Origin of the sequence: Streptomyces sparsogenes, assembly GCF_001704635.1 — a bacterium.
GTDB classification, from domain to species: domain Bacteria; phylum Actinomycetota; class Actinomycetes; order Streptomycetales; family Streptomycetaceae; genus Streptomyces; species Streptomyces sparsogenes.
The window spans coordinates 33,817-58,156 of record NZ_MAXF01000141.1 but is presented as its reverse complement, the minus strand read 5'-3'; the positions used below and the strand labels follow the sequence as shown (position 1 = coordinate 58,156).

21 protein-coding genes are annotated in these 24,340 nt (G+C 75.1%); 11 read left to right on the top strand and 10 right to left on the bottom strand.

Annotated features, from left to right (window positions below; genetic code table 11):
• The first annotated feature begins 161 nt into the window (after positions 1-161).
• The 5 genes from pdxR to BBH68_RS29650 all read left to right on the top strand — a co-directional run bounded on the left by pdxR (position 162) and on the right by BBH68_RS29650 (position 7,851).
• Entirely contained in the window at positions 162-1,688 is a 1,527-nt protein-coding gene (pdxR, locus tag BBH68_RS29670; RefSeq protein WP_076972081.1) for a MocR-like pyridoxine biosynthesis transcription factor PdxR, read from the top strand.
• 88 nt (positions 1,689-1,776) lie between these two features.
• Positions 1,777-3,372, top strand: coding sequence for an alkaline phosphatase D family protein (locus BBH68_RS29665; RefSeq protein ID WP_065966808.1), 1,596 nt, complete (start codon positions 1,777-1,779; stop codon positions 3,370-3,372).
• A gap of 221 nt (positions 3,373-3,593) precedes the next feature.
• Complete coding sequence (locus BBH68_RS29660) at positions 3,594-4,874, top strand: GNAT family N-acetyltransferase (protein WP_065966807.1); 1,281 nt, start codon at positions 3,594-3,596, stop codon at positions 4,872-4,874.
• Positions 4,875-5,034: 160 nt separating this feature from the next.
• Positions 5,035-6,726 carry a DUF885 domain-containing protein gene (locus BBH68_RS29655; RefSeq protein ID WP_065966806.1) on the top strand — a complete coding sequence of 564 codons (1,692 nt, stop codon included), beginning with the start codon at positions 5,035-5,037 and terminating at the stop codon, positions 6,724-6,726.
• 138 nt (positions 6,727-6,864) lie between these two features.
• Positions 6,865-7,851, top strand: a complete 987-nt coding sequence (locus BBH68_RS29650; protein WP_158080384.1) for an ATP-grasp domain-containing protein — start codon at positions 6,865-6,867, stop codon at positions 7,849-7,851.
• Here the strand turns inward: BBH68_RS29650 and BBH68_RS29645 are convergent.
• The 5 genes from BBH68_RS29645 to BBH68_RS29625 form a co-directional block, all read right to left on the bottom strand.
• Positions 7,833-11,159 carry an AAA family ATPase gene (locus BBH68_RS29645; RefSeq protein ID WP_065966805.1) on the bottom strand — a complete coding sequence of 1,109 codons (3,327 nt, stop codon included), beginning with the start codon at positions 11,157-11,159 and terminating at the stop codon, positions 7,833-7,835. The two genes, BBH68_RS29650 and BBH68_RS29645, sit on opposite strands and share 19 nt — an antisense overlap.
• On the bottom strand, positions 11,156-12,436 hold the full coding sequence (locus tag BBH68_RS29640; protein WP_065966804.1) for an exonuclease SbcCD subunit D: 1,281 nt from the start codon (positions 12,434-12,436) through the stop codon (positions 11,156-11,158). The genes BBH68_RS29645 and BBH68_RS29640 overlap by 4 nt, the downstream gene beginning before the upstream one ends.
• A 263-nt stretch (positions 12,437-12,699) precedes the next feature.
• Positions 12,700-13,341, bottom strand: coding sequence for a hypothetical protein (locus BBH68_RS29635; protein WP_065966803.1), 642 nt, complete (start codon positions 13,339-13,341; stop codon positions 12,700-12,702).
• Entirely contained in the window at positions 13,338-13,790 is a 453-nt protein-coding gene (locus BBH68_RS29630) for an SseB family protein (RefSeq protein ID WP_065966802.1), read from the bottom strand. The genes BBH68_RS29635 and BBH68_RS29630 overlap by 4 nt, the downstream gene beginning before the upstream one ends.
• Before the next feature lie 132 nt (positions 13,791-13,922).
• The gene (locus tag BBH68_RS29625; protein ID WP_065966801.1) at positions 13,923-14,567 is read right to left on the bottom strand and encodes a YigZ family protein; all 645 of its coding nucleotides are present in this window, start codon (positions 14,565-14,567) and stop codon (positions 13,923-13,925) included.
• Between the two features lie 123 nt (positions 14,568-14,690).
• Between BBH68_RS29625 and BBH68_RS29620 the strand changes: the two genes are divergently transcribed.
• Together BBH68_RS29620 and BBH68_RS29615 are read left to right on the top strand one after the other, a co-directional pair.
• Positions 14,691-15,098, top strand: coding sequence for a CoA-binding protein (locus tag BBH68_RS29620; protein ID WP_065966800.1), 408 nt, complete (start codon positions 14,691-14,693; stop codon positions 15,096-15,098).
• Between the two features lie 55 nt (positions 15,099-15,153).
• The gene (locus tag BBH68_RS29615) at positions 15,154-15,639 is read left to right on the top strand and encodes a GNAT family N-acetyltransferase (protein ID WP_065966799.1); all 486 of its coding nucleotides are present in this window, start codon (positions 15,154-15,156) and stop codon (positions 15,637-15,639) included.
• 103 nt (positions 15,640-15,742) lie between these two features.
• On the opposite strand, the gene BBH68_RS29610 is transcribed toward BBH68_RS29615, so the two are convergent.
• On the bottom strand, positions 15,743-16,297 hold the full coding sequence (locus BBH68_RS29610; RefSeq protein WP_065966798.1) for a YbaK/EbsC family protein: 555 nt from the start codon (positions 16,295-16,297) through the stop codon (positions 15,743-15,745).
• Positions 16,298-16,358: 61 nt separating this feature from the next.
• Complete coding sequence (locus BBH68_RS29605; protein WP_065966797.1) at positions 16,359-16,931, bottom strand: helix-turn-helix domain-containing protein; 573 nt, start codon at positions 16,929-16,931, stop codon at positions 16,359-16,361.
• A gap of 95 nt (positions 16,932-17,026) precedes the next feature.
• Here BBH68_RS29605 and BBH68_RS29600 point away from each other — a divergent pair, with 95 nt between their 5' ends.
• The gene (locus BBH68_RS29600) at positions 17,027-17,899 is read left to right on the top strand and encodes an EamA family transporter (protein WP_065966796.1); all 873 of its coding nucleotides are present in this window, start codon (positions 17,027-17,029) and stop codon (positions 17,897-17,899) included.
• Positions 17,900-17,992: 93 nt separating this feature from the next.
• Positions 17,993-18,547, top strand: a complete 555-nt coding sequence (locus tag BBH68_RS29595; protein WP_065966795.1) for a gamma carbonic anhydrase family protein — start codon at positions 17,993-17,995, stop codon at positions 18,545-18,547.
• A 106-nt stretch (positions 18,548-18,653) separates the two neighbouring features.
• Here BBH68_RS29595 and BBH68_RS29590 read toward each other — a convergent pair whose 3' ends face one another.
• Complete coding sequence (locus tag BBH68_RS29590) at positions 18,654-19,328, bottom strand: DedA family protein (RefSeq protein WP_065966794.1); 675 nt, start codon at positions 19,326-19,328, stop codon at positions 18,654-18,656.
• A gap of 493 nt (positions 19,329-19,821) precedes the next feature.
• On the opposite strand from BBH68_RS29590, the gene BBH68_RS29585 reads away from it, so the two are divergent.
• A complete protein-coding gene (locus BBH68_RS29585; protein ID WP_245738360.1) occupies positions 19,822-20,706 on the top strand; it encodes a DUF8017 domain-containing protein in 885 nt (294 codons plus the stop codon).
• 90 nt (positions 20,707-20,796) lie between these two features.
• Entirely contained in the window at positions 20,797-22,137 is a 1,341-nt protein-coding gene (locus tag BBH68_RS29580) for an MFS transporter (RefSeq protein ID WP_065966793.1), read from the top strand.
• On the opposite strand, the gene BBH68_RS29575 is transcribed toward BBH68_RS29580, so the two are convergent.
• Together BBH68_RS29575 and tuf are read right to left on the bottom strand one after the other, a co-directional pair.
• Complete coding sequence (locus BBH68_RS29575) at positions 22,124-22,915, bottom strand: spermidine synthase (protein WP_065966812.1); 792 nt, start codon at positions 22,913-22,915, stop codon at positions 22,124-22,126. The genes BBH68_RS29580 and BBH68_RS29575 overlap by 14 nt on opposite strands.
• A 227-nt stretch (positions 22,916-23,142) precedes the next feature.
• The gene (gene tuf / locus BBH68_RS29570; protein ID WP_065966792.1) at positions 23,143-24,321 is read right to left on the bottom strand and encodes an elongation factor Tu; all 1,179 of its coding nucleotides are present in this window, start codon (positions 24,319-24,321) and stop codon (positions 23,143-23,145) included.
• Positions 24,322-24,340 lie beyond the last annotated feature (19 nt).

Sequence of the window (24,340 nt, the reverse complement as noted above, 5' to 3'; positions counted from 1 at the left end):
GGCGGGGTCCCTGCGCCCGGCGGCGGGGGCCGCGGCAGGGGCGGCGGTGGCGCGGGTGGCGATCCGGGCCGCGGGGGCGCCCGGGTCCGGCACCGGAAGATCGTTTCGTTTCATGACGCCGACGCTAGGCAGCCGACCGGCACCCCTTAAGGTCCAATCCGATGGCTGATTCAGGGACCACTTCCGGTACCGCCGCTTCCGGTACCGCCACTCCCGGTACCGCCACTCCCGGTACCGCCGCTTCCGGTACCACCGCCTGGCAGCTGCTGCTTCCCACCGCCTCCGCGCCACCCCGCCGGCGCGGACGGACGCTGCAGGCCGCGCTGCGCGAGGCGGTGCGCTCGGGGCGGATCGCCGCCGGGACCCGGCTGCCGTCCAGCCGGGAGCTGGCGGCCGACCTGGGGGTCTCGCGCGGCCTGGTGACCGAGGCGTACGAGCAGCTGACGGCCGAGGGGTACCTGAGGAGCGCGCGCGGCTCGGGCACCTGGGTGAGCGGGGCGGCGCGGGCCGCGGCGGCGCGGGAGCACCAGGCGCCCGTGTCCGGCGGCGCGCCCGGGACCGGCTTCGTACCCGGCACCCCCGATCTGTCGCTGTTCCCGCGCGCCGGGTGGTCGGCGGCGCACCGCCGGGCCCTGGCGCGCCTCCCGCACAGCGCCCTGGGGTATCCGGATCCGCGCGGGCTGCCCGAGTTGCGGGCCGCGGTGGCGGGGCTGCTCACCCGGCGCCGGGGGGTGGTGGCGGACCCGGAGTGCGTGGTGATCTGCTCGGGCGTCGCGCAGGCCATGACGCTGCTGGGCTTCACGCTGGCCGGGCTCGGGCACCGCGCGGTGGCGGTGGAGGACCCCGGCAGCCCCGAGCACACGACGCTGCTGACGGCGACGGGACTGACAGCCGTGCCGGTGCCGCTGGACGCGGAGGGGCTGTCCCCCACCGCCCTGGCGGCGTCGGACGCGCGGGCCGCCCAGCTCACCCCGTCCCACCAGTTCCCCCTGGGCGTCGCGTATTCGGCGCGGCGCCGCCTCGAACTGCTGGAGTGGGCGCGGGCCGTCGACGGCCTGCTGGTGGAGGACGACTACGACGGCGACTTCCGCTACGACCGGGCGCCCGTCGGCGCGTTGCAGGGCCTGGACCCGGCTCGGGTCGCCTATGCCGGCTCGGTCAGCAAGTCGCTGGCCCCGGGGCTGCGGCTGGGCTGGCTGGTGGTGCCCGGCGGCCTCGTGGGCCCGGTCGTGGAGCGCAAGCGGACCATGGACCTGGGCAATCCGGCGCTCGACCAGGCGCTGTTGGCCGAGTTCATCGAGCGCGGCGACTACGACCGGCAGTTGCGGCGCTGCCAGCGCGCCTACCGGGAGCGGCGGGACGCGCTGGTCACGGCGCTGGCCGAGCACTTCCCCGGCACGGAGGTGACCGGGATCGCCGCCGGGCTGCACGTCATCGCGCGGCTGCCGGGGCGGTACGGGCCCCAGGACCGCTTCCTGGAACGCGCGGCGCGGGCCGGGGTGGCGCTGCGCCCGCTCGCCGACTACCGGCACCGGCCCGGCCGCGCCCCCGGCCCCACGTCCGCCGACGACGACGGGCGGGTACGTCTGGTGATGGGCTATGCCCATCTGTCCCCCGCCCGGATCGCCCGGGCCGTGGCCGCGATCGCCCGCGCCGGCGGCCCGGGCCTTCCCGGCACCCCTCAGTGAGTTGTTCACTGTCCGTTCGAACGCGAGGCATCTGGCACCGATAGCAACAGGACCGCACAGCGGTTCCATGAGCAACAGGAGGTTCGGCATGGCGCGGGATTCGGGCACAGAGATCGGGCGGCGGGAGGTCGGGCGGCGGCAGGTGCTGCGCGGTTCGGCGGCGGCCTCCGCCGCGCTGGCGGTGCCGACGCTGGCGTCGGCGGCGTGGGCGGCGCCCGCGCAGGCGCTGTCCGGCCGGCCGAGCGCCCAGTGGGGCGTACAGGTGGGCGATGTGACGACGTCCTCGGGCCTGGTGTGGGTGCGCTCCGACCGTCCGGCCCGGATGGTGGTCGAGACCTCCGCGACCGAGTCGTTCGCGAGGCCTCGGCGCTGGCGGGGCCCGCTGCTGGGGGCCGGCAGCGACTTCACCGGCACCACCCCGCTGCACGGGCTGCCGCCGGGCACCCAGGTCCACTACCGGGTGCTGCTGGCCGACCCGGACGACCCGCGCCGCACCGGCGAGCCGGTGTACGGCACGTTCCGCACCGCGCCGGCGCGCCGCCAGGGCGTGCGCTTCGTGTGGTCGGGCGATCTGGCGGGGCAGGGCTGGGGCATCAACCCGGACCTCGGCGGCTACCGGATCTTCGAGGAGATGCGGCGGCTGGACCCCGACTTCTTCCTGTGCAGCGGCGACAACATCTACGCCGACGGCCCGCTCGCCCAGAGCGTGGCCCTGCCGGACGGCCGCACCTGGCGGAACGTCACGACCGACGAGAAGTCCAAGGTCGCCGAGACGCTCGCGGAGTACCGGGGCAACTTCCGCTACAACCTGCTGGACGCCAATCTGCGCCGGTTCAACGCACAGGTGCCGACGATCGTCCAGTGGGACGACCACGAGGTCCTCAACAACTGGTACCCGGGCGAGATCCTCACCGACGCCCGCTACACCGAGAAGGACGTGAACGTGCTGGCGGCGCGGTCGCGGCGGGCCTTCAGCGAGTACTTCCCGATCAGCACGCTGCGCCCGGACGGCGACGGCCGGGTGTACCGGGTGCTGCGGCACGGCCCGCTGCTCGACGTGTTCGTGCTGGACTGCCGTACGTACCGGAACGCCAACTCGCCGGGCCGGCAGCCCGACGACGCCCAGGGCATCCTCGGCGCCGAGCAGCTCGCCTGGCTCAAGCGGGAGCTGTCGGCGTCGCGCGCGGTGTGGAAGGTCATCGCCTGCGACATGCCACTGGGGCTCGTGGTCCCGGACGGGGCGACGGACTTCGAGGCGGTCGCGCAGGGCGACCCGGGGGCGCCGCTCGGCCGTGAGCTGCAGATCGCGGAGCTGCTGCGGCACATCAAGCACCGGAAGATCACCGGCACGGTGTGGCTGACGGCCGACGTCCACTACACCAGCGCCCAGCACTACGACCCGTCGCGGGCGGCGTTCAAGGACTTCGCCCCGTTCTGGGAGTTCGTCTCCGGGCCGCTGAACGCGGGCGCGTTCCCGGCGGTGAGGCTGGACGGCACCTTCGGCCCCGAGCAGCCCTTCGTCAAGGCTCCCACCCGGGCGAACGTCTCGCCGGCCGAGGGCTTCCAGTTCTTCGGCGAGGTGGACATCGACGGGCACAGCGGCGAGCTCACGGTCCGGCTGCGCGAGCTGGGCGGGGCGGTGCTCTTCACCAAGGTGCTCCAGCCCGGGCGCGTCGGCCAGTGAGCCGGGGGGGCCGGGGCCTGTCCCGTACGCGCTGTCCCGTACGGGCCTGTCCCCTGCGGGCCTGACCCGTGCGGGCCTGTCAGCCCCGGCCCCACCCCTGACACCGCCACTTTCAACTGTTCCATTCCGGACAAAAACGGTTTCGTTCCGCAAATACCCTCTTAACCCATCGGTCACAATGCGTTCGTGATCACGCAACACCGCTCCGCAAGGGTGGACGCATGACCCACGCGACCCCTCACGACCACACCCGGCGCTCCCACGGCTGGCGGCGCGACCTGGTGGAGCTGGCCGCCCGGTGGTCACGGCGCCACGGCTCCGGCCCCGCGGAGCCGGAGCCCCCGACCGCCACCACCGCCACCCCGGCCACGGACGCCCCGGTCACGGACCTCCCGGACCGCGAGGGCGACGGGGGCGCGTCCCGGACGGACACCACCCTGTGGCGGATGCGGACGACCGTCCGGGACGAGCCGGGCACCCTCGCGGCGCTGTGCACCGCGCTCGCCCGTCACCGGGTCGACATCCTGGCGCTGCAGACCCACCCGCTCGGGGACGGCACCGTGGACGAGTTCCTGCTGCGCGCCCCCGCCGACCTGCCGCCCGCCGAGCTGACCCGCACGGTGACCGACGGGGGCGGCCGCGACACCTGGATCGAGCGGGCCGACGCCCACGACCTGGTCGACGCGCCGACCCGGATCCTGTCCCTGGCCACCCGCACCGCCCTGGACGCCGCCGAACTCCCCCTCGCGCTGCGCGCCCTCCTCGGCCGCTGCGCCATCCGGTCGCTGCCCGCCAAGTCCCTGGCCGGCCGCCCGCTGGAGGGGTTGCCGCCGCTCGAGGGCGTGCTGGAGGAGACCGTGATGCGGCTGCGGGACCCGTCCGGCGGCGCGATCGTCATCGAGCGCCCGTACCTCCCGTTCACCCCCACCGAGTTCGCGCGCGCCCGCGCGCTGGTCGAGCTGGACTCCCGGCTCGGCCCGCGCGTCCCGCGCCGCCGCGACGTCCTGACGCTGCCCGAGGGCAACGAGATCACCGTGCGCCGCGCCGACACCCGCGACCTGGACGCGGCGCGCGCCATGCACCAGCGCTGCTCCGCCGCGACGCTCGCCCAGCGCTACCACGGCCCGGTCGGCGACGCCGATCGCTACCTCGACCACCTGCTGAGCCCGCGCTTTGGCCGCACCCTCGCCGCGCACACCGCCTCCGGACGGCTGGTCGCCCTCGGCCACCTGCTGTGGGACGGGGACGAGACCGAGGTCGCGCTGCTCGTCGAGGACGAGTGGCAGCGCCGGGGCATCGGCGGGGAGCTGCTGCGGCGGCTGGTCGCGATGGCCGCCGAGACGGGCTGCGCATGCGTCTACGCCGTCACCCGGTCGGCCAACACCGGCATGGTCGCGGCGATGCGCGCGCTGGAGCTGCCGCTGGACTACCAGATCGAGGAGGGCACGCTCGTCATCACCGCCCGGCTCTCCCCCGCGGTGATCCCCTCGAGCACGGGCTGACCCCGCCGGCGCCCCGCTCATGGGCGCGGGCCCCGTCGGCGCGGCTCTCATCGGCGCGGATCCCGTCGGCGCGGCTCTCGTCGGCGCGGAACGATCTCGGTCAGGTACGTAACATCCGATGCGCGTGACGCGGCCCCTCCCTCCGTACGAGGATGGCCGCATGTCCGACACCAATGACGCATCCCTGCCCCGCCAGGTGGCCGACGCCTACGTCGACGCCCTCATCGAACTCGACCCGATCACCGGCACCTACCTGGGGGTGCCCGACAGCGCCCGGCGCCTGCCCGACTACTCGCCCGCCGGCCAGGAGGCGCTCGCCGACCTCGCCCGCGCCACCCTGGACCGGCTCGGTGAGGCGGAGGCACGACCCGGTGCGGACAACGACAACGAGCGGCGCTGCGCCCGGCTGCTGCGGGAGCGGCTGACCGCCGAGCTGGCCGTGCACGACGCGCAGGAGCACCTGCGGGCCGTCAGCAACCTCCACTCCCCGGCGCACGCCGTGCGCGGCGTCTTCACCGTGATGCCGACCGACACGGAGGACGACTGGGCCGCGGTCGCCGCGCGGCTGCGCGCCGTACCGGCCGCCCTGGAGGGGTACCGCGCCTCGCTCGCCGAGGGGCTGCGGCGCGACCTGCCCGCCGGCCCCCGCCAGGTGACCACGGTCGTCGGCCAGCTCGGCGAGTGGGTCGGCACCGCCGGCGCCGGCCGCGGCTGGTTCGCCGACTTCGCGGCCGGCGGCCCCGAGGCGCTGCGCGCCGAGCTGGACGGGGCGGCCGCCGAGGCGACCGCCGCCTTCGCCGCGCTCCGCGACTGGCTGCGCGATGTGTACGGCCCGGCGGTCCAGGGCGCGCCCGACGTCGTCGGGCGCGAGCGCTACCGCAGGTGGGCGCGGATGTGGAACGGCACCGACCTGGACCTGGACGAGGCGTACACGTACGGCTGGTCCGAATACCACCGGCTGTACGCCGAGATGCGGGCCGAGGCGGAGAAGATCCTGCCCGGCGCCACCCCTTGGGAGGCGCTGCGCCACCTCGACGAGCACGGCCAGGCCATCGAGGGCGTCGAGGAGACCCGCGCCTGGCTGCAGGGGCTCATGGACCAGGCCATCGAGGCGCTGGACGGCACCCACTTCGACCTCGCCGAGCGGGTCAAGCGCGTCGAGTCGATGATCGCGCCGCCGGGCAGCGCGGCGGCGCCGTACTACACCCAGCCGTCGGTGGACTTCTCGCGGCCCGGCCGGACCTGGCTGCCCACCATGGGCGAGACCCGCTTCCCGGTCTACGACCTGGTCTCCACCTGGTACCACGAGGGCGTGCCCGGCCACCACCTGCAGCTCGCGCAGTGGACGCACGTGGCCGACCGGCTCTCCCGCTACCAGGCCACGGTCGGCATGGTCAGCGCCAACGCGGAGGGCTGGGCGCTGTACGCGGAGCGGCTGATGGACGAGCTGGGCTTCCTCACCGACTCCGAGCAGCGCCTGGGCTATCTCGACGCGCAGATGATGCGCGCGGTGCGGGTGATCATCGACATCGGCATGCACCTGGAGCTGGAGATCCCCGCCGACTCCCCGTTCCACCCCGGGGAGCGCTGGACGCCGGAGCTGGCGCAGGAGTTCTTCGGCCGGCACAGCGGCCGGCCCGCGGACTTCATCGAGAGCGAGCTGGTGCGCTACCTGGGCATGCCGGGCCAGGCCATCGGCTACAAGCTGGGCGAGCGCGCCTGGCTCGCCGGGCGCGAGGCGGCCCGCAAGGCGCACGGGGACGCGTTCGACGCGAAGTCCTGGCACATGGCGGCTCTTTCGCAGGGCTCGCTGGGGCTGGACGACCTGGTGGCCGAGCTCTCGGCGATCTGATCCGGGCCTCGGGGCCGGGCCTGCGGGGCCGGGTCTCGGCGCGGGGGCTGACTCTCGGCTCGGGGTCCGGCTCCCCGCCCGGGGGCCGGGCGAATCGCCGTTGTGGAACGGCCGTCCGGCTCCCTAAGGTCGACTGCCATGAGCACCGCCGGCACCACCGTCTTCCTCTTCCCCTGCGATCCGCTCGCGCCGCGGCGCGTGGACCCCGAGTTCGCCGAGGAGGCGCGGGCGGCCCGCGCCTCGGGGGTGACGGTGGCCCTGATCGACCACGACGCGCTGCTGTCCCAGGGCGCGGCGGACGCGGTCGCCCGGGTGCCGCGCGACGCCGGGTCCGCGTGGTACCGCGGCTGGATGGTGCCGGCCGACCGTTATGCCGAGCTGTCCACCGCGCTCGCCGACCGGGGCTGCGCCCTGCTCACCTCCCCCGAGCGCTACCGCGCCGCGCACGAGCTGCCCGGCTGGTACGACACCTTCGCCGCACTGACCCCGCGCATCGCGTGGCTCCCCTCGCCCCCGGGCCGGGTGCCGCCCGAGGCCGATCTGGCGCACCTGGCCGCCCGGCTCGGCGGCGGCGGCCCGGCCGTCGTCAAGGACTGGGTCAAGTCCCGCAAGCACGAGTGGCTCGAGGCCTGTTACGTCCCCGACCTGGCCGATACCCGCCAACTGGCCGCCGTGGTCGCCCGCTTCGTGGAGTTGCAGGGCGAGTTCCTCACCGGAGGGGTGGTGTTGCGCGCGTACGAGCCGTACCAGCCGGTGGGCGAGGCCCGCGTCTGGTGGGTGGACGGCGCCCCCGTCCTCGTCGGCGCCCACCCCGACTCGCCGGGGCTGCGCCCCTCCCCCGACCTGTCGGCGGTGGCCCCGGCCGTACGGGAGTTGGGCTGCCGGTTCGTCACCACCGATCTGGCGCTGCGCGAGGACGGGCGGTGGCGGGTCGTGGAGGTCGGGGACGGTCAGGTCAGCGGCTTGCCCCGGGACGCCGACCCGGAGCCGCTGTTCGAGGCGCTGGCGGTGGCGGGCGCCCGCGGCGCGGCGGCTCGGCCGGCGACTCGCCCGTCGCAGCCATCCGGGCGGCCGACGATACGTCAGGGCGACCGACCTCCCGGCGGTCAGCGCGCAGACGCGTGATGCCGCACCGTCGAGCCGTCCCGGCCCTTCACCACCTCCAGCCGCACCGGGATGCGCTGGCGCAGGTCGGCGACGTGGCTGACGATGCCGACCGTACGGTCGCGCTCGCGGAGCGAGTCCAGCACGTCCAGGACCTCGTCGAGGGTCTGCTCGTCCAGGCTGCCGAAGCCCTCGTCGATGAAGAGGGTGTCCAGTCGGACGCCGCCCGCCTCGTCCGTCACCACGTCGGCGAGGCCGAGGGCGAGGGCGAGCGACACGAAGAAGGTCTCGCCGCCGGAGAGGGTGGCGGTGTCGCGCTCGCCGCCGGTCCAGGCGTCGATGACGTGCAGGCCCAGGCCCGACCTGCCGCGGCCGCCCGTGCGCGCGTCGGAGTGCACGAGGGTGTAGCGGCCGGAGGACATGCGGCGCAGCCGGGCGCTGGCCGCGGCCGCGACCTGTTCGAGCCGGGCGGCCAGGACGTACGCCTCCAGGCGCATCCGGCGCTCGTTCTCGGCGGAGGTGCCCGCCGCGAGCGTGGCCAGCCGGGCCAGCCGGTCGTGCTCCTGGCGCAGCGGGGCGAGCCGCCGGGCGTCGGCCACGGCCTGGGCGGAGAGCCGGTCGAGCTCCTGGCAGCGGGTACGGGCCGCCGCGTCCCGGGCCGAGGCCTCGCGCAGCAGCCGGGTGGCCGCCTCGGCCGCCGCCTCCGCGGCGGCGGGGTCCGCGCGGGCTTCCCGCGCGGCCGCGGCCACCTGCGGATCGGCCAGCTCGGCCGCGACGGCCGCGGATTCCGTCTGCCACTGCTCCAGGCGGTGCCGCAGCCCGCGCTGGTCCGCCGCGGGCAGCACGGCGCGGGCCGCGGCGTGCGGCGTCTCGAAGCCCGCGCGGCGCGCGGCCTCGGCGAGCCGCGCCCTCGCCTCCTCCAGCCGCCGCGCGGCGGCCTCGGTCTCCCGCGCCGTCTCGGCGGCCCGGGCAAGCAGCCCGGCGTGCCGCTCCAGCCGGGCCGCCCGCTCGGCCACGGTGGCGGCGCCGCCTCGGGCCCGCTCCAGCTCCTCCAGCAGCGCGGCCCGCTCCGCCACCAGGGCCTCGCGATGCGAGGTGCGCGCCGCGGCGCGGCGCTCGGCCTCCTGCCGCTGGGTCAGGCGCCGCTCGTGCTCCTCCTCGGCACGGGCCAGGGCCTCGCGCGCGGCGTGGCCCCCGGCCGCGGCGCCGCGGGCCTCGGCGAGCGCGGTCTCCACGTCCGCCAGGGCCCGGTCCAGTTCGTCCGCCGTACCGCCGCCCGCGGCGGCCTCCGCGCCCGCCAGCGCCTCCCGCAGCGACTGCAGCCGCCGCTCGGCCTCCTCCCGCCCGGCCTCGGCCCCGCGGTAGTCCTCCAGCGCGGCCTCCTCCGTCGCACGGTCCACATGGCCGGCTCCCGGACGCGCGGGGGCGGGGTGGTCGGCGGCCCCGCACACCGCGCACGGCTCGCCGTCGCGCAGCGCCGCCGCGAGTTCGGCGGCGATGCCGCGCAGCCGCCGGTCCTTGAGGTCCAGCCATCTCTCGTGGGCGGCGGCGGCCTCCTCGCGGGAGCGCAGCAGCCGCTCCTCGGCCTCGGTCGCCTGCCCGGCGAGGAGGTCCCGCCGCCGGGCGGCCTCGAGCCGCTGCCGGGCGGGGGCGAGCTGCCCACCGAGCTGTTCGGCCCGGGTGGCGGCCTCCTGCGCGGCCTCGATCCGCCGCGTGTGCGCCTGGCGCACCTCCTCCCACCCGGCGAGCCACTGCCCGGCCTCCTCGGCCGCCTCCTCGTCGGCGCGCGCCTGCCGGTCGAGCCGCCCGACCTCGTCGGCCACCTCCCCCGCCCGCCGCTCGGCGCGGCGGGCCGCCCCCAGCGAACCGAGCTCCTCCCGCACCCGCCGCTCGGCGGCGGCCAGCACCGCGGCGTCCGCTCCCGCGAGCCCCGGCATCCCGAACCGCGGCCCGGGATCCGCGCCGACCGGCCCGGCGCCCTCGCGGGGGCCCTGCCCGGGCACCGCGACCCCCGCCTGCCCAGCAGCGGCGCGCTCCTCGTCCGCCTCGGGGCGGCCCGGGAACTCCCCCCGCGCCTCCAGCCCCGCACCGGCCCCGACCACGCGCGGCGCCTGCCCCGCACCCTGCCCTGACGCCACCGGCGCGGGTTCCGCGTCGTCGGCGGCGTGGCGGGGGCGCGGGAGTTCGGTCGGGTGGGGTACGGGGGCGTCGAAACGCAGGTCGGGGGCGGTCGCCAGGTCGGCGCGGGCGGCGCGTTCGGCCGCGGTGGCGGCGGCGTGGTCGTGTTCGGCGGCGGGGTGGAGTTCGAGGGCGGGGACGACGGCGTCGGCCGCGCGGGCGCGGTCCAGGCGTTCGCGGGCCAGGTCGTGGTCGGCGCGCTGCCGCTCCAGCTCTTCGGCGCGGTGTCGGGCCTCGGCGTGGCGGTGCTGGAGGCGGGCGCGCTCGCGTTCGGTGTCGGCCGCCCGGCGGGCGGCGTGGTGGGCGGTCTCGGCGGCCTGGACCGCGGCGAGCGCGATGTCCTGCCGCTCGCGGGCGGTCGTACGGGCGATGGCGGCCCACTCCAGGACGGCGCCGGCCAGCCCCGGTTCCCCCGGTGCGAGCTCCGGCAGCGGATGCTCCTCACCGCCGGAGGCCGAGGGGGAGGGCGAGGTGGCGCCGGCGGCCTGGGCCATGCGGTGGGCGAGGGCGAGCAGCCGCTCGTCCCCGGCGACGACCTGCTTCTCCGCCGCGCGCCGCAGCTCGGCGAGGCGTTCCTCGACAGCGGCGAAGCGGCCCGTGTCGAAGAGCTTGCCGAGCAGCTTGCCGCGGGCCAGTTCGTCGGCGCGCAGGAAGCGGGCGAAGTCGCCCTGGGGCAACAGCACCACCTGGCAGAACTGCTCCTTGCTCATGCCGAGCAGCTGGCTGATCTCCTCGCCGATCTCCTGGTGCGAGCGGCTGAGGGCCTTCCACTCCCCGGCCCCGGGGAGGTATTCGCGCAGCCGGCTCTGCGCCTTCTCCCGCGTGAAGCCGGTGCCGCGCTTCTTGGGGCGCGGCTGCTCGGGGCTCCGGGTGATCTCCAGGCGCCGTCCGCCGACGGTGAGTTCGAGGAGGACCTCGGTGGGGGTGTGCGGGTCGGCGTGGTCGCTGCGCAGGGACGGCCCGCCGCCCTGCCGGGCGCCGGGCACCTGGCCGTACAGCCCGTAGCAGACCGCGTCCAGGACGGACGTCTTGCCCGCGCCGGTCGGCCCGTGGAGGAGGAAGAGCCCGGCGGCCGACAGCTCGTCGAAGTCGACCTCCTGTGTGGTCGCGAAGGGGCCGAAGGCGGTCATGGCGAGGCGGTGCAGCCTCATCGGGCGACCTCCCGCGAGGAGGGAGCCGCCTCGACGGCCCCCGCCCCCGCGGATCCGGTAGCGGGGGATCCGATAGCGGGGGACTCGGCTGCGGGGGATCGGGTTGCGGGGGATTCGGCTGTGGCGGATTCGGTCTCCGCGGCCCGTACGGCGTCCAGGGCCGCCCCGAGCACCGCGCGCTCGGCCTCGTCCGGACCGCGCCCGCCACGCACATGGGCCACGAAGTCCTCCGCGATCTGCCGGTCGGTGCGGCCGCGCAGCCGCTGCGCGTACGAGGCGAGGGGGTCCTCGGGGCCCCGCTCGGGGTCGAACACCAGGCTGAGCAGGTGGGGGAAGCGGCGCGTCAGGCGGGGCATCGGCTCGTGGGGGCGCGCGGGGTCGGTGAGGGTGGCCTCGACCCAGGCGTCCTCGTGCCGGGCCAGGCCGGGGTCGGCGAGCAGGTCCTCGATCCGGCCCCGGATCCGGGCCAGCGGCCGGGGCACCGGGCAGTCCACGCGCTCGGCGGTCACGGCGCCGCCGGGGCCGAGGTCGACCAGCCACATGGACTTGCGGTGGCGGGCCTCGGAAAAGGAGTACGCGAGCGGGGAGCCCGAGTAGCGAACCCGCTCGGTGATGGCCTGGCAACCGTGCAGGTGCCCGAGCGCCGTGTAGTCGACGCCGTCGAACACCTCGGCGGGCACGGAGGCGACGCCCCCGACGGTGATGTCGCGCTCGCTGTCGCTGGGCGCGCCGCCGGTGACGAAGGCGTGCGCGAGGACGACCGAGCGGGTGCCCGGGGGCCGGGTGGCGAGGTCGGCGCGCACCCGGGCCATGGCGGCGCGCAGCACCGCGGTGTGCCCCGTGCCGTCGGCGCCGAGCGCCTCCCGCACGAGGGCGGGCTCGAGGTACGGCAGCCCGTAGAACGCGACGTCGCCGTGGTCGTCGGCGAGGACAACCGGGGTGGCGCAGCCCGCGGGGTCGGTGCGCAGGTGGATGCCGGCCCGCTCGATCAGCCCGGCGCCGACGCCGAGCCGCCGGGCCGAGTCGTGGTTGCCGGAGATCATGACCGTCGGCACGCCGAGGTCGGCGAGGCGGTGGAGGGCGTCGTCGAACAGCTCGACGGCGGCGAGCGGCGGCACCGCCCGGTCGTAGACGTCACCCGCGACGAGGACGGCGTCGACATGCCGCTCGCGCACGGTGGCGACCAGGTGGTCGATGAACCGCCGCTGCGCCGCGAGCAGGTTGACGCGGTGGAAGGACCGCCCCAGGTGCCAGTCGGACGTGTGCAGAAATCTCACCGGCTCGCTCCGACCCGCACGCTCGCCCTCTCTCCGCCCCTGGTTCCCGTCGTTCCTGTTCGCCGCGCCGCGCCCGCCTCACGGCGGCCGGCACCGCCCTACCGTAGCCCCCTCGGCCGCCCGCCCGCCCGCACACCCTGTGAAAGCGGGAGGCCGGCCGGTGCCATCTCCAGCCGTCGTCCGGGAAGCGGGGCGCGGTGTCGGGGTGGATCGTGCCGCGGTGTGCCGCGGTGTGCCGCGGCCGTCCCCGCCGCGGCCGACCGCTACTGGCCCTCTTGCTGCGCCTGCTGCTGGGCGCGCGCCTCCGGAGAGGGGCCGAAGGTCTGGTCGAGTGCCTGGTTGAACTGCTGGTCGTCGACCCCGAGCAGATCGTTCATCATCCTGGTGCGCATTCCGCCGTTGCCCTCGGTGAGCAGGGCGCGCCCGGTGTCCTTCCAGGTCTGGCCCATCTCGTCACCGGCCTGTTGCCAGGACGCCGCGCTGTAGTCCGGCGCGTCGGGGGTGAAGATGTCGCCCCAGCCCTGCTTGGCGACCTCTTCCTCCGACAGGTGCGGATTGCCGGTGGGCGACAGGGCGTTGACGGTGACCTTGAGGGTGTTGCCCCAGTACTGGTCCTCTTCCCACATCAAACCCGCCGCCAGACCGAGCCGGTTGGCTATCTCGTTGGCGTCCTGGACGAGCGCCCGGACCCCCCACTCCCAGCGGTCGCAGAACCCCTCGAACGCGTCGGCCAGCCCCTTGCCCCCGGCTTCCATCTTGGACATCGTCATGTCCGAGAAGCCGGAGCCCTGCAGCGCGCCGGTGTTGTCCCCGACGTCCCTCAGCTCGCCGATCGCCGCCCGCAGACCCTTGGTGATCAGGTCCACGGAGTCCTTGCCGACATTCAGATCCCCGTCCGCGCTCACTGCCCGGCCCCCTGTGTCCGCTCGTTCCCGGTGCCGTTCCGGCCCTCGTTGCCGTTCCCGTTCTCGTCGTCGTCCACGTCCACCGCGACCTCGTCCGGGACGATGCCCCGCACCGGCGGGAACATCATCGACCCGTCCTCGTCCGCCACGTCCACCGCGACGCCCGCGGGGCGGCCCATCTCCGGCACCATCACATCCAGCAGCCGCGCGCCGAGCACGGCGGCGTACTCCCACTCCTGGCCCGGGTCGGAGCCGCGCGCGGTGGCGAAGCGGGCCAGCGCGGACTCGTCGGTGAAGGCGTAGATCCAGCGGATGCCGCCGTATTCGGCCGTCATGAAACCGCCGTCGGCCACGGGTACCAGTACGGCCGTGCGGCGGAACTCGCCGACCATCGCGGCGGGATCACCCGCCCCCGCGCGCACCGCGGCGATGTGCTCAGCCAGTTCCATCAGGGCGGCCCCCCGTTCCTGTGTCCTCAACGGCATCCCCGGCCACGTTACCGTCGCCCAGCGGCATGATCAGCACCCGCGCCGTCCACTGTTGCAAACCTCGTACATACGACATCCGAGCATGCGCCCACGTCAGACGGGTCGGCCGCCCGGGGCGTCCTGGTACGCCTCGCCGCCCAGCTCGAGGGTGGCGGTGCCCGCGGTGGCGTCCGCCAGCCAGGCGCGGAAGGCGTCCACGTCCGCGTCGGGAAGCCCCAGTTCGATCGTCACGGCCTCCGCGTAGCGCACCTCGCGCACCGCGCGGCCGGTCGCGCGCAGGTCGTTCTCCAGCCGTCCGGCCCGCTCGTGGCCGACGGTGACGGTCGCCAGCCGGAACCGCTCCCGGGTGACGGTGCCCAGGGCGTCCAGGGCCTCGCCGACCCCCCCGCCGTAGGCGCGGATCAGCCCTCCGGCGCCGAGTTTCACACCGCCGTAGTAGCGGGTGACCACCGCCACGACGTACCGCACCTCGCGGCGCAGCAACATCTGCAGCATCGGCACACCCGCCGTGCCGCCCGGCTCCCCGTCGTCGCTCGCCTTCTGGACCCCGCCGTCGGCGCCGATGACATAGGCGTAGCAGTTGTGGGTCGCGGCGGGGTGCTCCCCGCGGACGCGCCGGACGAAGTCCTGGGCTTCCTGCTCGGTCGCGGCGGGCGCGAGGGAGCACAGGAAACGCGATTTGCTGATCTCGATCTCGTGCACGCCCTCGCGCGCGACCGTCCGGTACCGCTCCTGCATCGGACCACCCTATGCGGTGGACCGGGCCGCTCGGCGCGCGGTGGCGCGGGGTGGCTTCGGAATGCCCGGGCGCCGGTGTTCGTTGCGCACGGTGAACGAGCATCCGACCCTCGGGAGGCAGGCGTGTACGGCGATCCGGCGGTGATCCGCGAGATCCTGACCGAGCTCGGTGACACCTGGGCGGTGGTGGGCCTGTCCTCGAACCGGGCGCGGGCGGCGTACGGGGTCGCGGAGGTGCTGAGGCGCCACGGCAAGCGGGTGATCCCCGTGCACCCGAAGGCGGAGACGGTCCACGGGGAGCAGGGGTACCGCTCGCTCTCGGACATCCCCTTCGAGGTGGATGTCGTGGATGTCTTCGTCAACAGCCGGCTCGCGGGGGCGGTCGCCGACGAGGCCGTGGCCATCGGGGCCAAGGCGGTGTGGTTCCAGCTCGGCGTGGTGGACGAGGCGGCGTACGAGCGCACCCGTGGCGCGGGGCTCGCCATGGTCATGGACCGCTGCCCGGCCATCGAGCTGCCTCGGCTGGGGTGATCCCCTGCCTCCGGCCGCCCCCACCCGGGCGGGGTCCGGGTGGGGGCGTCGGACCGTGATCGCCATACGGGCCGCCCGCCCCGCCGACGCCGCTGAACTGGTACGACTGCGCCGTGTGATGTTCGAGGCCATGCACGGGCGGGACCGGCCCGGCGCGTGGGAGGTCAGCGCGCGGGAGGCGGTCGTGCGGCTGCTCACCGGGCCGGAGGGACGGCTGGGCGCGTTCGTCGTGGACGGCGACGAGCCGGGCGCCCCGCACCTGGCCGCGTGCGCGGTCGGCAGTGTCGAGGAGCGGCTGCCCGCGCCCGGGCACCCCTCGGGGCGCTTCGGCTTCGTCTTCAACGTGTGCACCGACCCCCGTTACCGGGGCCGCGGATACGCCCGCGCGCTGACCGAGGCGCTGCTCGACTGGTTCGCCGGGCAGGGCGTCACCCGCGTCGATCTGCATGCCACGCCCGACGCCGAGCACCTCTACCGCAGTCTGGGGTTCGCGGAGCACTCCCGCGCGCTGTCCCTGGACGTGTCCGGGCGCGGGGGCTGAGCCGGGCGCGCGGCGACGGGCGTCAGAGGCCGACGCCCGCGGCGACCGGTCATCAGACCGCGGCGACCGGTCGTCGGACGCCGGGGCTCGCGGCGACCGGTCCTCAGATGCCGAGGCCCTCCAGAACCTCCGCCCCCGGCAGCCCGGCGATCGCCTTGCCCGGCACGATGAGCTTGCCGCGGCGGCTTCCGCTGCCGATGAGCGCGTACGGGATGTCGGCGACGGCCGCGTCGACCAGCACCGGCCAGTCGGCGGGCAGGCCGATGGGCGTGACGCCGCCGAACTCCATGCCGCTCACGCCGAGCGCCGTCTCCATGGGGGCGAAGGAGGCCTTGCGGGCGCCGAGTCGGCGGCGCACCGCGCCGTTGACGTCCACCCGGGTGTGGGAGAGGACCACGCAGGCGGCGAGGGAGGTCTCGCCGGCCCGCTTGCCCGCGACCACCACGCAGTTCGCGGACTGCTCCAGCAGCCGGGCCCCGTAGTGCTCCACGAGCGCGGCCGTGTCGGCCTTGTCCGGGTCGGTGTCCACGTACAGCACCTGCTCCACGGGCACGGGGCCGCGCCAGGCGCGCAGCGCCTCGGCCACCGGCGCGGTCAGCAGGTCGAGGCATTCGACGGCGGGACGTGCGTCGTCGAAGGCGTCCATCGGCGTACTCATGCGGTCAAGTTAACAGCCCGCCCGGCGGCCTCCGCTCCCGACGGCCTCCGCGCCCGGTGGCTCAGCGTGCCGGGGGGACGGAGACGGCCATGGTCATCGTGACGGTCTCCGTCCCGTCGTTGCGGTAGCCGTGGGGGACGCTCGCCTCGAAGGCCGCCGAGGAACCGGCCGGCACGGGGTAGGTCTCGCCGCCGACGGTCAGTGTCAGCTCGCCCGCCGTGACGTGCAGCAGCTCGAAGGTGCCGGGCGGATGCGGATCGGAGTCGCTGCCCTCCCCCGGCGTCAGCCGCCACTCCCACAGCTCCAGCGGCCCGCGCGCCTCCGTGCCGACGAGGAGGGCGGTGTAGCTGCCGGCGTCGGTGGACCACATGCGTACGGCCTGCTCGGCGGGGACGAGCTGGACCTGGGGGCCGCTCTCGTAGTCGAGCAGGGTGGTGATGCTCACTCCGAGGGCGTCGGCGAGCTTGACGGTGGTGCCGACGCTCGGGTTGGTGCGGGCCTGCTCGATCTGGATGATCATGCCGCGGCTGACCCCGGAGCGGGCCGCGAGGGCGTCGAGGGTGAAGCCACGCTCATTGCGCCAGCGTTTGAGGTTGCGGGCGAGCGACTGGGTGAGGTGGTCGAGGTCCGTCAACGGTCCGTCCAATATTTTAAATGGCGAAGTCGAACATACTGAACTACGGTGTGGTGTACTCCAACGTCCATCACACTGTACGGCGAGGTCTCCCCATGTCCGCACTCTTCGCTCTGGCCACCAGCCTCCTGCTGGGGCTGGCCGACTTCGGCGGAGGGCTCCTCACCCGGCGCATCCCCGCCCTCACCGTGGTCGTCGTCTCACAGGGCATCTCGGTGGCCGTGCTGGGCTGCGTCGTCACGGCCGGTGGCGGCTGGGCCGAGGCCGATCCGCGGCTGTGGTACGCCGTCGCGGCGGGCGTGGTGGGGCCGGTCGGGATGCTGTGCTTCTACCGGGCGCTGGCGCTCGGCCCGATGGGGGTCGTCTCGCCGATCGGCGCGCTCGGCAGCGTGGCCGTCCCCCTCGGCGTCGGGCTCGCCCTCGGCGAGCGGCCCGGCCTGCCGCAGTTCGCCGGGATCGCGGTCGCGGTGGCCGGGGTGGTGCTCGCCAGCGGACCGCAGACCGGGGGCACGTCCGTACCGCGGCAGACGCTGCTGCTCACCCTGGTCGCCGCGGTCGGCTTCGGGTCGGTCATGACGCTGATCGCCGAGGCGTCCACCACCGTGACCGGGCTGTTCCTGGCGCTGTTCGTCCAGCGGGCGTGCAGCGCGGTGGTCGGCGGCGCCGCGCTGTACGCGTCCACGCGCCGCGGCACCCCCGCGCTCGACCCGGCCGCCGGGGGCGTACGCGCGCTGTGGGCCGCGCTGCCCGCCCTGGCCTTCGTGGGCCTGGCCGACGTGGCGGGCAACGGCACCTACAGCGTGGCCGCCCACACCGGTCCGGTGACCGTGGCCGCGGTGCTCGCGGCCCTGTACCCGGTCGTGACCGCGCTGGCGGCGCGCGCGGTCCTCAGCGAGCGGCTGCGCGCGGTGCAGGCCACCGGCGCCGGGCTGGCGCTGGTGGGGTCGCTGCTGCTCGCGACGGGATGAGCGGCCGCCCTGTGGGCGCCGGGGCCGCTGGGACTACCGTGCCCTCCGGCGCCGCGCGACGCGGCGGTGACGGATGAGACAGGGAGTGGGGCTGTGGCGGAGCGGGCGTTGATCGCGAGCGTGGGCGGCAAGGAGCCGAAGGTCGATCCGGAGGCGTTCACCGCCCCGACGTCCGTGGTGATCGGCGAGGTGACGCTCGGCGCCGGCGCGAGCGTCTGGTACCACGCGGTGCTGCGCGGCGACGCGGAGGCCATCAGCGTGGGGGCCGGGAGCAACATCCAGGACAACTGCACGGTGCACGCCGACCCCGGTTTCCCGGTCACCGTCGGCGAGCGGGTGTCGGTGGGCCACAACGCGGTGCTGCACGGCTGCGTCATCGAGGACGACGTGCTCGTCGGCATGGGCGCCACCGTCCTCAACGGCGCCCATATCGGCGCCGGCTCCCTGGTCGCCGCCCAGGCGCTGGTCCCGCAGGGGATGCGGGTGCCGCCGGGGTCGCTGGTCGCGGGGGTGCCCGCGAAGGTCCGGCGGGAGCTGACCGAGGAGGAGCGGGAGGGCATCCGGCTGAACGCGGCGGGCTATACGGAGCTGGCCCGCCACCACCGCGACGCCACCCTGGAGCGGGAGGGGCGGGAGCGGCGGGCCTGAACGGGACACCTCCGCGAGAGGTGTGACCGGCAGCCCTGACGGGAGATGCGAGGGAGGCCCTGGCGGGAGGCCTGCGCGGAAGGTCGGGCGGGGGCCGGGCGGAAGGTCAGTCGGCCGCCGGGACGGGCTGCTGCTCGGCCGCCCCGGGGCCGGCCTGCTCGGCCTCGACCGCCTCCGCCTGGGCCTTCTTCGCGCGCCGCTTCATCACGAGCATCGAGCCGAGGCCGAACAGCAGGGCCGCCACCAGACCGAGCCAGGAGAAGCGCTTGAGCCAGTCCTCGGCGACCTTTCCGACCGAGTAGATGACCGCGGTGGTGCCGCCCGCCCAGACGATGCCGCCCAGCACATTGGCGATGAGGAACTTCCAGTACGGCATGCGCAGGCATCCGGCGAGCGGGCCGGCGAAGATGCGCAGCAGCGCGATGAAGCGGCCCACGAAGACCGCCCACATGCCCCACTTCTGGAAGTACCGCTCGGCGGTGGCCACGTGCTCGGCGCTGAAGTGCTTGGGGAACTTGCGCCCCAGCCAGTTCAGCAGCGGCTGACCGCCCTTCCGGCCGATCAGATAGCCGATCGAGTCGCCGATCACCGCGCCCGCGATGGCGGAGCCGCCCAGGATGTACGGATTGATGTGGTCCTGGGAGGCCGCCAGCAGGCTCGCGCTGACGAGAACGATCTCTCCGGGAAGCGGGATGCCCAGGCTCTCCAGGCCGATGACCAGACCCACCAGCAGATAGACGCTGACCGCGGGTACGGTCTCGAGCCACTCCTCGATATGCAACGCCGGTTCCTCCCCATATGCCCGTACTCTTCCCGGCGTGCGCCGATTCGGCGCACGCCGGGAAGCCTACTCAATCAGCGCGCGGTGGCCACATCCCACATGCCACACCGATGATCACACCGATGATCGCGGCATGCGGCGCCGCGGCATGGCGTCCCCTCCCCCGGAGACGGCCGCGGCGCCGACATGGTTCCCGCCCGCCGGAAGCGGTGCGGCACCGAGGGGCGGCCGTGGCCGCCACCCCTGTCCCCCCTTATGGTTACTGGCCATGTGGCCAGGACAGCAGCCGCCCGGGGGCGAGCAGAACCCGCAAAATCCGAACCCCTATCAGCAGCCGGGGTATCACCAGCCCAACCCGTACCAGCAGCCGGGATATCACCAGCCGAATCCCTACCAGCAACCCCAGCAACCCCAGCAGCCCCAGCAGCCCCAGCAGGGGCAGCCGTAGGGCCCGCCGCAGCAGGGATACCCGCAGCAGGCGCAGGCGCACGACATGCCCACCCAGGCCTGGGGCTCCCCCGCCGTCCAGCCGCCCGGCGCGCCGGAGCCGCCGCGGAAGAAGAACCGCACGACCGTCATCGCCGTCGTCGCGGCGGTGGCGGTGGTCGCGGCCGCGGCGGTGACCGCCGTGCTGGTGACGAACAACGACGACGGGGGGAAGAAGGAGGCGAAGGGCGGCAAGAAGCCCTCGGCCGCCGCGTCCTCGTCCTCCCCCGCGCAGGGCGACGAGGGCGGCGACGACACCAGCGGTGACAGCAGCGGTGAGGACAATCCGCGCGCGGGCCAGACCGTCGAGCCGGTCATACCCGGCTGGAAGACGGTCACCAACCCCAAGCGCCACAACGCCTTCGACGTCCCCGCCGGCTGGTACGTGGCGTCCCCCGACACCATGAGCTCGTACTCCAAGGACGGCAAGCCGATCATCTCGATGACCGGCCCCGCCTACTACAAGCGGGACCGCTGCACGGTCAAGGACAAGAAGACCGGCTTCACCACCTCCAGCCCCCTGGCCGGAGCGGGCACCAAGGGCGCCCAGGGCGCCAAGACCCAGGCCCAGGCCGCCAAGACCGAGGCGCTCAACTGGCTCTACGCCGTGTTCGACCAGGACGAGACCGGCGACTTCAAGTCCACCACGCCCAAGAAGTTCACCAGCGAGTACGGCGTCAAGGGCTACTCCTCCTCGGCCACCGTCACCGGTGTGAAGAAGACCGACAAGTGCTCGTCGGACGGCAAGGCGTTCACCGTCACCTACACGGACGTCAACGGCGACTGGGCGACCTGGGTCCTGTACTCGGCCAAGGGCGTCAAGGACGAGATCTCCGACGAGACCATCAAGAAGATCATGAACACTCTGCGGCCGCTGAAGTCCGGCTCCTGAGCCGTCCGGGCCTCCCGAGCGGGCCCGGCCGAAGGCCGCCTGGCCGAAATAGGGTTGGCGCCGGGGCCCGCCCCCAGGGATAGTCCGCGGGTGACCATCCCCTCCGCCTCGCGCCGCCGACCGGGCCGTCCCGCCTGGGCCGGCCGCAACTACACCCTGCTGACCGCCGCCGCCGTGGTGACGGGCCTCGGCAACGCCGGAGCCCTGATCGCGGCGGCGTTCGCGGTCCTGGAGGCCGGCGGGGACGGCGGCGACGTGGGCCTCGTCGCCGCGGCCCGCACCGTCCCGCTCGTCGTCTTCCTGCTGATCGGCGGCGCGGTCGCGGACCGGCTGCCGCGACACCGGGTCATGGTCGCGGCCAACACCCTCAACTGCCTGTCCCAGGCCGCCTTCGCCGCGCTCGTGCTGTCCGGCGAGGCACGGCTGTGGCAGATGGCCGTGCTCTCCGCGCTCGGCGGCACCGGGCAGGCCTTCTTCTCCCCCGCCGCCGAGGGCATGCTGCTGTCCACGGTCGACGGCGAACAGGCCGGACGCGCCTTCGCGATCTTCCGGATGGGCATGAACGGCGCGCAGATCGGCGGCGCGGCGCTCGGCGGGGCGCTCATCGCGGCCTTCGGCCCCGGCTGGGTGCTGGCCGTGGACGCCGCCGCCTTCGCCGTCGCGGGCGCCCTGCGCGCCTTCCTCGACGTCGGCCGCACCGCCAGGCGCGAGAGCGCGGGAATGCTGCGGGATCTGCGCGAGGGCTGGCGGGAGGTGGCGGGCCGGCCCTGGCTGTGGGGCATCGTGGTGCAGTTCTCGGTGGTCAACGCCGTGGTGGCGGCGGCCGAGTCGGTGTACGGGCCGCTGGTCGCCGAGGAGCACCTGGGCGGGGCGCGGCCCTGGGGGCTCGCGCTCGCCGCGTTCGGCGCGGGCACCCTCCTGGGCGGGCTGCTGATGACGCGCTGGAAACCGCGCCGGCTGCTGCTGGTGGGCACGGTGTGCGTGTTCCCGTTCGCCCTGCCCTCGGCCGCCCTCGCCGTCCCGCTGCCCGTGCCCGCCCTGTGCGCGGTGATGTTCGGCGCCGGGGTCTCGATCGAGGTGTTCGGGGTGTCCTGGATGACCGCGCTGCACCAGGAGATACCCGAGGACAAGCTGTCGCGGGTCGCCGCGTACGACTGGTTCGGCTCGGTGTCCATGGTGCCGCTCGCCACGGCGCTCGCGGGCCCGGCCGAGAGCGCCTTCGGCCGCACGGCCGCGCTGTGGGGGTGCTCCGCGCTGATCGTGCTGCTGACGGTGGCCGTGCTGGCGGTGCCGGAGGTACGGCGGCTGCGGCGGCGCACCGGCGCGCCCGTGGCGGAGGGCGTCGTCGCCGCCGGCCTCCCGGGCGTACCCGGCGGCCTCCCCGGCGTGCCCGGCCAGGCGGACGGGCCGGGCCCGGTCAGCCGATGCTGAACGCGCCGCCCGGCGGCGTGGGCGAGGGCACCGCGTCCACGTCCCGCACCGGCGCCGCCCCGCCGACGAAGCGCGCCAGCGCCGCCCCGTGCTCGACCCGCGCGGGGAAGGCGTCGGCGGCGGTGCGCCGTGCCAGGGCGCTGACCGGCAGCTCGGCGTCCGAGGCCACCACCACCGCGTTGCCGAACCGGCGGCCGCGCAGCACGGCGGGCTCGGCGATCAGGCACACCTGGGCGAAGGCGGCGCGGAGATTGGCCAGTTGGGAGCGGAGGAAGGTGAAGGGCGCGCTGTCGGCCAGGTTGGCCGTGTAGCGGCCGCCCGGCCGCAGCACCCGGGCGGCGGCGCGCGCGTACTCGACGGAGGTGAGGTGCGCGGGGATCCGCGAGCCGCCGAAGACATCGGCGACCACGACGTCGGCGGACGCGGCGGGGGCGGCCTCCAGCGCGGTACGGGCGTCCGCCCGGCGCACCGCGATCCCCGACCCGGCGGGCAGCGGCAGCCGCTCGGCGACCAGTTCCAGCAGCGCGCCGTCGGCCTCGATCACCTCCTGGCGCGAGCCGGGGCGGACGGCCGCGACGAAGCGCGGCAGGGTGAGCGCCCCGCCGCCCAGGTGCAGCACGTCCAGCGGGGTGCCGGCGGCCCCGGTGAGCTCCAGGACGTGTGCGAGCCGCCGCGCGTACTCGAACTCCAGGTGGGTGGGGTCGTCCAGGTCGACGTACGACTGGGGGGAGCCGTCCACCGTGAGCAGCCAGGCGCGCGGGCGGTCCACGTCCGGCATCAGCTTGGCGGTGCCGCCGTCCACGTCCCTGATCACGGGGATCGGCTCGGCGGGGGTCGGTCCGGCGGTTTTCGGCTCGGCGGGTATCGGTTCGGCGGATCTGGGCTCGGTGGGTGTCGGCTGGTCCACGCTCTCATTGTGCCGCCCGGCGCCCGGGCCCCGGCCCGCCCCGCCTCCGGCAGGCGTCTGCCGGAGGCGGGGCAGGCTCGGGGCCGGTCGGCGGCCGCTCAGGCCTGGTGGACGGCGGTCACCGTGCCCGCGCCCACCGTCCGGCCGCCCTCGCGGATGGCGAAGCCCAGGCCGGGCTCCAGCGGCAGGGCGCGCCCCAGCTCGACCTCCATGGTGACGGTGTCGCCGGGCCGGGCCACGCCCACCGCGCCGAGGTCCACATCGCCGACCACGTCGGCCGTACGGATGTAGAACTGCGGCCGGTAGCCGGTGGAGACCGGGGTGCGCCGCCCTCCCTCGGCCGCCGACAGGACGTACACCCGCGCGGTGAAGCGCCGCCGGGGCACCACGCTGCCGGGCGCGGCGACCACATGGCCGCGGCGCACCGCGTCCCGCGCCACTCCCCGCAGCAGCAGGGCCACGTTGTCGCCCGCCTCGGCGAACTCCATCGGTTTGCCGAATGTCTCGACGCCCGTGACCACCGTCGCGGTGTCGGCGCCCAGCACCTCCACGCGGTCGCCGACGCGGACCGTGCCGCGCTCGATCGCTCCGGTGACGACCGTGCCGCGCCCGGTGATGGTCAGGACGTTCTCCACCGGGAGCAGGAACGGCGCGTCGGTGTAGCGCACCGGCATCGGCACATAGGTGTCCACCGCGTCCAGCAGGGCCTCGACGGAGGCGGTCCAGCGCGGCTCGCCGGCCAGCGCGCCCAGCCCGGAGACCCGTACGACGGGCGTGGTGTCGCCGGGGTAGCCGTGCGCGGACAGCAGCTCGCGCACCTCCAACTCGACGAGGTCGGTGAGCTCGGGGTCGCCCGCGTCGGCCTTGTTGAGGGCGACCACGATGTGGTCCACCCCGACCTGGCGGGCGAGCAGCACGTGCTCGGCGGTCTGCGGCATGACGCCGTCGAGCGCCGAGACGACGAGCACCGCGCCGTCGAGTTGGGCCGCGCCCGTCACCATGTTCTTGATGAAGTCGGCGTGGCCGGGCATGTCGACGTGGGCGTAGTGGCGGGTGTCGGTCTCGTACTCGACGTGCGCGATGTTGATGGTGATGCCGCGCGCCGCCTCCTCCGGCGCCCGGTCGATGCGCTCGAAGGGGACGTACGCGCCGCCGGCGCCGCGCTCGCTGAGCACCTTGGTGATGGCGGCGGTCAACGTGGTCTTGCCGTGGTCGACATGGCCGATGGTGCCGATGTTCAGATGCGGCTTGGTGCGCGCGTAGGTCTGCTTGGACATGCTCCCGTTCCTCCCCGGA

Coding starts and splice junctions, on each gene's coding strand:
- pdxR (WP_076972081.1), top strand. CDS start 162: ATGGCTGATTCAGGGACCACTTCCGGTACCGCCGCTTCCGGTACCGCC.
- BBH68_RS29665 (WP_065966808.1), top strand. CDS start 1,777: ATGGCGCGGGATTCGGGCACAGAGATCGGGCGGCGGGAGGTCGGGCGG.
- BBH68_RS29660 (WP_065966807.1), top strand. CDS start 3,594: ATGACCCACGCGACCCCTCACGACCACACCCGGCGCTCCCACGGCTGG.
- BBH68_RS29655 (WP_065966806.1), top strand. CDS start 5,035: ATGTCCGACACCAATGACGCATCCCTGCCCCGCCAGGTGGCCGACGCC.
- BBH68_RS29650 (WP_158080384.1), top strand. CDS start 6,865: ATGAGCACCGCCGGCACCACCGTCTTCCTCTTCCCCTGCGATCCGCTC.
- BBH68_RS29645 (WP_065966805.1), bottom strand. CDS start 11,159: ATGAGGCTGCACCGCCTCGCCATGACCGCCTTCGGCCCCTTCGCGACC.
- BBH68_RS29630 (WP_065966802.1), bottom strand. CDS start 13,790: ATGGAACTGGCTGAGCACATCGCCGCGGTGCGCGCGGGGGCGGGTGAT.
- BBH68_RS29625 (WP_065966801.1), bottom strand. CDS start 14,567: ATGCAGGAGCGGTACCGGACGGTCGCGCGCGAGGGCGTGCACGAGATC.
- BBH68_RS29610 (WP_065966798.1), bottom strand. CDS start 16,297: ATGAGTACGCCGATGGACGCCTTCGACGACGCACGTCCCGCCGTCGAA.
- BBH68_RS29600 (WP_065966796.1), top strand. CDS start 17,027: ATGTCCGCACTCTTCGCTCTGGCCACCAGCCTCCTGCTGGGGCTGGCC.
- BBH68_RS29585 (WP_245738360.1), top strand. CDS start 19,822: ATGCCCACCCAGGCCTGGGGCTCCCCCGCCGTCCAGCCGCCCGGCGCG.
- BBH68_RS29575 (WP_065966812.1), bottom strand. CDS start 22,915: ATGCCGGACGTGGACCGCCCGCGCGCCTGGCTGCTCACGGTGGACGGC.
- tuf (WP_065966792.1), bottom strand. CDS start 24,321: ATGTCCAAGCAGACCTACGCGCGCACCAAGCCGCATCTGAACATCGGC.